This is a genomic window from Methanobrevibacter sp. (assembly GCF_045646045.1).
Lineage (GTDB): Archaea > Methanobacteriota > Methanobacteria > Methanobacteriales > Methanobacteriaceae > Methanocatella.
In genome coordinates this window covers 1-7,879 of sequence record NZ_JAZRJY010000117.1, presented here as the reverse complement: position 1 = coordinate 7,879, position 7,879 = coordinate 1, and the positions used below count along the sequence as shown (strand labels likewise).

The following is a 7,879-nucleotide window of genomic DNA, read 5'->3' as shown; positions in this document are numbered from 1 at the left end:
ATCATCAAAACTAGCAGCATTACAAACAGGAACATCAACAGAATTATCAACTGCAGTGACATTTACATTGTCACCTGCACATACACAAGACATACTAATAAAAAACAAAAGACACATCAATACAAACAAAAACTTATTTTTATAAATCATAAAAAACCAACTCATTAATGAAAAACTATTTAAAAGTTTATTCCTCCATATTTTATTCCGTTAGAGTCAATTTCATCTACAATATTAGGTACAGTAAAATCGACTCCATCAAAAATCATATGATTAAACACACGAAATGAATCATAATCATGATTAATAATATGTAAATCACTCAAATGATTATTTGCAGTAGAAATAGTTCTAAAACTAAGAAATATACTAAACAATACAAAAAAAACAAATAATCCCTTTTTTCTAAAGTTTATAATTGAACTATTATGCATGTTAATCACACTAAATAAAAGGTATAAAAAATATTTTACACCCGCTAATTTCTATTTTATAGACAAGAGTATATAAAATTATTCGAAAGTAATCACTTGCATACACAAAATAAACAGATGAAAAAAGTTTAAAATCCAATATAATGCATATAATTAATATATACTGTCAACACACACAATAAATTAGAAAAAATAGAAAACTAATCAGAACCATGACAATATTGTGTAGAAATTATTTGAAGTTTAAGTTATTCAGGTGTTTCACCATCAGGTTTATTTAAAATATTCATCAAATTCTTATTTTAAGTTTTAGCAGAATCTACAAACAAATTTGTATGCTTTCTAAGAAAAACAGAGAAAAAATTAATTAAAATACTAAAAAAAAGAAAAAAAGTCAAGGAAATCTAAACGATTCCTTGTGCGTTCTTCTACAGGTAAAAGTAAAACTAAACATTATTTCCCAATGTTATTGTTGATTTTGATTTGAAAACTGCAATACATAAAGGTTTAGTTAAGATGATTGCTATTGATAAACGTGAAGAAATTACATCAATAGATTTAGATTTTAGAGCTGAAAGAGATGGTAAAAAGATTATTGGTTTATCTGAAGGTCAAAGATTAATGCTTCGTGCAGGATTAACTAAATTAAAAATATTGGATGAAGAGTTCTCGTCTTTTGATAAAACAAAACACCCTAAAATGTTGGTTGTTTGTGAAGATACAAAGGTTGCACCTTATGTAACCGAATTTTTTAAATCAGAAGGTTTGTCTGATAATGAAGTTGTTGAAATTCATTCTAATAGAAAAGGTGAAGTTAGTGAGAAAGATTGGGATGAAGTAAAACAAAGATTGTTTAATATTGATAATTATGATAATCCTAAAGTTGTTGTTTCTGTTTTAATGCTTCGTGAAGGTTTTGATGTTAATAATATTTGTGTTATTGTTCCATTAAGATCAACTGCCTCTGAGATACTTCTTGAACAAACCATTGGTCGTGGATTAAGACTTATGTGGAGAGGTTTTAACTATGAAGAAATTAAAGCTGAAAGTAGAAGAAAAGTTTTAGTTGATAAAAGAGAACCAGATAACTATTTGGACTTATTAAGTATAGTAGAACATCCAAACTTCATTAAATTTTATGAAGAAAGTATGGAATCAGGTATTATTACTGAAGTAACTGAAGACCCAGGGAAAGGTAAAGTACTTGGAGACATGATAACTGTTGGCTTAAAAGAATATTATGAAAGATTTGATTTATACTGGCCAATAATTATACAAGAAAGTGAAGAGATATTAAACAAAGAAAAACTATCTATGGATAGATTAGAAGTATATCCAACACCATTGGCTGATTTACAAGCAATTAAAGGTGATGGTGGTGAAAAATTTAAATCACATGAAGTTACTGTTCGTACACAATTTGGTGAATATAAAGTTACATCTGACATATTTACAGCAGAAAGTTACAATGAGTTTTTATCTAAAATCATAAGTAATGTTAATTCTATGATACAACCAATTGGACGTAAAACAAAGATATTCCCAATGATGCAAGTAAATAATGCGGAATTAATGGGATTGATAGATAGATATATAAGAGAAAAATTATTTGATGAACCTTTTGACCCAATGATTAATGAAAATTGGAGAATATTACTAATGTCTGAAAATAGTGTCATAAATCACATTATTAAACAGATATCTACTACAATATATGAAATGCAAACGAACGTAGATATAACTGAAGCTATTGTAAATAAAATATACTTCTCAGAAGTAAAAGAATTACGTATGAGAGAAAACTTCTCAATACCTGTTAGAAAATCCATTTATGAAAGATTAGGATATCCTTCAAATAGTGGTGGATTAGAAGAAAATTTTATTGAAGCATTAGACAATGATGGAAGGGTAAGTTCATTTTTAAAAATCAATGAATATTATCATACATTTGCTGCCATTACATATATACGGGAAGATGGATTATTGGCAAGATATTATCCTGACTTTATAGTAAAAATAGATAATGATATATATATTGTCGAAACAAAAGCCGATAAAGATTTAAAATCACCAAATGTGCAAAGAAAAAGAATAGCAACATTAGATACATTAAACAAAATTAATAAACTTAACGGATCAGATAGAATGGATGCAAAATGGAATTATGCATTACTTGGTGAAAATACATTTTATTCCATGTACAATAAAGGAGCAGGAATAAAAGAAATATTAGACTACACAATAGTTAGTGAAGCAAAAGCTAAAGGATATGCCACATTAGATAATTTTTAAAAAAATACGGAACGAATATAAATTAAATATATAATGGTATTATTGTTTATTAAACTCCATAACAATCATCACCAAACCCATTATTTTTAAAAGTACAATCTTTTAAATTAACTTCACCAACTTTTGTACAAAATATTGCTTCACCATGACGACCTGCAGAGTTATCTGTAAATGTTGATTTTGTAATGTCTGTCATACCATCGAAATTACATACTGCTCCACCAACATGATTTGCAGAATTACCTGTGAATACAGAATTAATTATGGTTAATGTACCCTCACAATTATATACTCCACCACCTCTGCGAACTGCAATATTATCCGCAAATGTAGAATCAATTATAGTTAAAAAAGCACCTTCAAAATTCCATATCGCTCCACCATACCCCATGTTATTAGTAAATAAAGAATTAATTACAGTTAAAACCCCACGATTTAGTATAGCAGAAAGATGAGTACCATTTTTTAATGTAATATTTTTAATAGTGATATCTTTACCAGTACAAGTAAAAATCCTTGCTTTTTCTTTCCCATCAATTGTGTACCCATTTCCATCAATAATTAATCCATCTACATCTAATTTAATACCATTATAATATAAATCTTCAGATTCTTCACCATCACCCAAAACAATATCAGAATCCAAAACAATCTCTTTTGCACCGCTGTGAATTAGATCATCCAGATATTTAAAATTTTTCGAAGACATATCCATCACCAATTAATTGATAGTTATATAAATCAATTTATTTATAATTAATTTTGAAAATTTATATAACTGCTATTGAAGGACAGAAGAAATGTTCATAAAAATGTTGGTTAATGTAGATCATGCAATGATAAAAATAGTCAATATATAAATGAATTAATAATATTAAAATAGCAATTAAAATTATCATAGTTAAAACAATAACTATTAAAAAAATTAATCATGAAATTAAAAATTCATGTACTAAAAAAATAGAAAAGTTGAGAATTTAATCCTCAACTTTTAACTGTAATTTTGTTTGCAATGCTTGAACCGTTATAACTTGATGTTATGATGTATTCGCCAGGCATTAAGTTAATGTTTAGTTTTGCCGTACCTGTACTGTCAGTTGCCCTATTGTAGAATACACCGTTGATATTGAACTGTACATTTTGTCCTGCATATGCTTTGCCCTGGCCGTCAACAAGTTTGGCTTTGAACTGTGATCCGTCCCTGTACTTCATTACCAAATCATCGGCGCTCAATATCGGCAAGACTTCAATGTTATTTCCACGGCCGCAGTCTTTATAGTAGGTAGTTACTGTGTAATTACCTTGACCCAGATTGATGTTTAACTTCGCATGTCCTGTAGCATTGGTAGTTCTGGTATAGAATACGCCGTTTATGTTGAATTTAACCTCTTCGCCTGCACCGACATATCCTCCGTCAGCAGAGTGAATACAGACAACAAACTGTGAAGAGTTCCTGTAATACTTGGTTAAATCATCAGATTCAATTAATGAAATCACTTTGATTCTGTTGGATTTCATCTCGCCGGTAACAGGATTAACGGCAGTTATAATGTATTCACCAGCATTCAGGTTGATGTTAAGTTTTGCACTACCTTTTGCATCGGTTGTGCGGTTGTATATAATGCCTTGAATGTTAAAGGAAACAGTGATGTTAGCAAGTGCTGTGCCGTTTACATCAGTAAATATTGCATTATATTGAGTGTCATTTCTAAACATCTTAACTACATCTGATGCATCTATAGTGGACATGACAGTTACGGTAGAGTTCACTGTTACATCATCAACAGCAACACTGACAGGATACTCACCACTGTTTAAATTAATGTTCAATCCTGCAGTACCGTTCTCGTCAGTAGTCCTTTTGTAAGTAACACCATTAATGGTAATTTCCACAGTTTTGTTTGCAGCAGCCTGTCCTTTGGCATCAGTAACTTTTACGGTGAATTTCTGAGAGTCCCGGTAGTATTTGGTCAGGTTCTCGGCTGTGATAGTTACAGTATTTCTGTTGACTGTAATATTGACTGTAGTCACTGCAGAATTGTACTTGTCATCACCAGGATAATTGACAACAGCAGTAACATTTTCAGTTAAACCGGGAACTGTAATAACGGCTTCACCATTATTAACTGGTGCTGTGTATGTTTTGCCGTTGACAATGAGGGAAACATTTCCCGTTGCATTTTCAAGACCAGTTATTATGAGTGTTGCGTTTTCACCTTCGGTGATTTCATCTGCAGTTGCCTGGATTGTTAAGTTCTCTTTGGCAGGAACAGGCTTTTCATTTACAATAACTTCTACGCTTGTTTCAATCGGATTGTACTTGTCGTCACCAGAGTATGTTACTGGAACGGTGGTTATTCCTGCTTTTAGGCCGGTTAAAACTACACTGGCAGTGCCTTCTTTAACAGTGACGATCTCATTACCGACAGTTACCTTTCCTGTTGCGTCACCAGGCAATGTTACAGTTACGGTAGCATTATCACCTTCAGTAATTGGGGGCGCATCAATACTAATGGCAGCGTCTGCCTTATTGACAGTAACATTAGCATCACCTTTTGCCCCATTGTACTTGTCATCACCCGAATATATTACAGGAACAGTATAATTTCCAGCAGCCAAATCAGGAATTATGATATTGGCTTTGCCGTTATTAACATTATTGGCGTAGGTTTTACCATTGACTGTAGCGGTGACATCACCTTCTGCATCATCCGGCAATGATACACTTATGATAGCATTTTCACCTACTGTGATTTCATCACTGGAAAGAGTCATGACGACATCCTTTAAATCAACAGCAATGCTATTGGATGCATATTCATCTGAAACAGGGTTATATGATGTGATGATGTATCTTCCGCTGTCCAAAGTCAAATTAATGCTGGCTAAACCTTTATCTCCAGTTACCTGTGAATCATAGATTACTCCTTTAATGTTGAATGAGACATTGGTTCCATCAGTCAGGTAGTTTCCTTCACCGTCAATGAAAGATGCCGTGAATACAAGATTCTTGATTTTGGATTCAATATCACTGGCATTGATTGTGGATAATACAGTCACCATGTAATCAACAGAGATATTGTCAACTTCAACAGCCACATCATATGTTCCCGCATTTAGATTGATGTTTAATGAAACTGTACCGTTTTTGTCTGTGGTTCTTGTGTATGTTATGCCATTAATGGTTATTTTAACTTCCTTGCCTGCAATTGCTCTTCCATTGGTATATGTTACATTTACAGTGAAAGGTTCAGTGCCTGAATAGTATTTTGTTAAATCCAGAGCAGACACAATAATTTCATCTTCTTTGACCGTAAGATTTACATCCTTTGTCAATGGATTATACTTATCATCACCAGAGTAAGTTACTGGAAGAGTATAGTTTCCATATTCCAAATCAGAAATAGTGATAACTGCTTTTCCATTTTCAACTGGTGAAGAGTAAGTTTTACCGTTAACTGTAGTTGTTACATTGCCTGTTGCATCATCAGGCAAAGTTACACTAATTGTAGCATTTTCACCTTCAGTAATCTCTTCAGCACTGACATCCATGATTGGATTTAATTTTTTAACAGTTACTTTAATTGTTTTATTATCTGCTACAGCATACTTATTGTCTCCTGCAAAGCTGACAGTAATAATCGCATCTCCTTCTTTGAGAGCTATGATTTTACCGTCTTTAACTATAGCAATACTTTCATCATCTGACTTGTAGGTTAAATTACCGGCTTTTTCGGGATTTAATGCAGCGCCGGTTGAAACCTCATCACCAACATTTAAAGTAACATTGGCATTTTCAATATTAATTTCAGTAGGTATTTTGCTTACTGTAACAGTAACTGCTGTTGAATTTTTAGCATAGATTTCATCATCGCCCACTTCAAGAGTAATGATTGCAGTACCTTCGCCATGAGCAGTAACAACACCATTTTTATCTACAGTAGCAACAGACTCATCACTGGATGTGTAGGTAATATCAAGCAATATTGTATCAGGATGTTTGGTAGCATTAATTTTATATGTTTCATCAACTTTCAAATCCAGAGTATTGTTATCAACAGTGACACTGGCATCATTCAAGCTGACTGTTACTGTAATGGTTTTATTTTCTGCTGCAGCATACTTATTGTCCCCTGCAAAACTGACAGTGATAATTGCCTGACCTTTACCCTCAGCAATTACATTGCCTTTATCATCAACAGCAACAATATTCTCATCACTGGATGTGAAAGTAACATTACCCGCATCAGATGGAGTCAAATTAGCAGCAATAACAGTTTCATCACCAACAAACAAGTCTAATGAAGCAGGATCAACAGTGATTTCTGTAGGAACTTTGCTTACAGTAACAGTAACTGTAGTTGAATTTTCAACATATTTACCGTCACCGCCAACAGTAACAGTAATTGTAGCATTACCTTCACCGACAGCTAAAACATTACCTTTATTATCAACAGTCACAACAGAAGGATTGTTGGAAGTGAAATTAACGGTTAAATCTTTAGGTTCAGTTGTAGCAATGAGATTAAATTTATCTTCAACCAATAAATTCAAAGTATTATTGTTAACCTTGACGCTTGCGTCGTTCAATCTGACTGTTACATTTATGGTTTTATTTTCTGCTGCAAGATACTTTTTATTTCCTGCAAAGCTGACAGTAATAGTGGCATTACCTTCTTTAAGGGCTGTGATTTTACCATTTTCAACTTTGACAATGGAAGGATTACTTACAGTGTAGGTTAAATTGCCTGCGTCGGCAGGAGTTAAAGTAGCACCAGTTTCAACTACTCCATCAACTTTTAAATCAAGAGTGTCATTTAAAACACTGATTTCAGTAGGAACTTTACTTACAGTAACATTAACAATAGTTGAATTCTTAGCGTAAATGCCGTCTCCGCCAATTTTAACAAAAACAGAACCTGTACCGTTTTTCAATGCAGTGACAACACCATTCTTATCAACAATGTAAACACCGGAGTCATCCTGAACATAAGTTACATCCAAACCTTCAGGAGTAGTAGTGGCAACAATAGTGAAATTTTGACCAATTTCTAAATTCAAAGTTTTATTGTTTACATCTACGCGGGCTTCATACCTAATGCTGATATTGCCGTTATTGATTATTACATCGTCCAATCCAATATATGATGCAC

General features: G+C 32.6%; 4 protein-coding genes. 1 reads left to right on the top strand and 3 read right to left on the bottom strand.

The features are described from left to right. Window positions 1-179: 179 nt before the first annotated feature. A complete protein-coding gene (locus tag ACKI5C_RS07805; protein WP_407432596.1) occupies window positions 180-326 on the bottom strand; it encodes a hypothetical protein in 147 nt (48 codons plus the stop codon). Between the two features lie 591 nt (window positions 327-917). Here ACKI5C_RS07805 and ACKI5C_RS07800 point away from each other — a divergent pair. Then, window positions 918-2,726, top strand: a complete 1,809-nt coding sequence (locus tag ACKI5C_RS07800; protein WP_407432595.1) for a helicase-related protein — start codon at window positions 918-920, stop codon at window positions 2,724-2,726. A 49-nt stretch (window positions 2,727-2,775) separates the two neighbouring features. On the opposite strand, the gene ACKI5C_RS07795 is transcribed toward ACKI5C_RS07800, so the two are convergent. Beyond that, entirely contained in the window at window positions 2,776-3,435 is a 660-nt protein-coding gene (locus ACKI5C_RS07795) for a hypothetical protein (RefSeq protein WP_407432594.1), read from the bottom strand. 275 nt (window positions 3,436-3,710) lie between these two features. Continuing rightward, on the bottom strand, window positions 3,711-7,879 hold a 4,169-nt coding region (locus ACKI5C_RS07790; RefSeq protein WP_407432593.1), incomplete at its 5' end, for an Ig-like domain repeat protein.

Bases quoted from the DNA above. Each gene is read 5' to 3' on its own strand.
- ACKI5C_RS07795 (WP_407432594.1), bottom strand. From the start codon at position 3,435: ATGTCTTCGAAAAATTTTAAATATCTGGATGATCTAATTCACAGCGGT.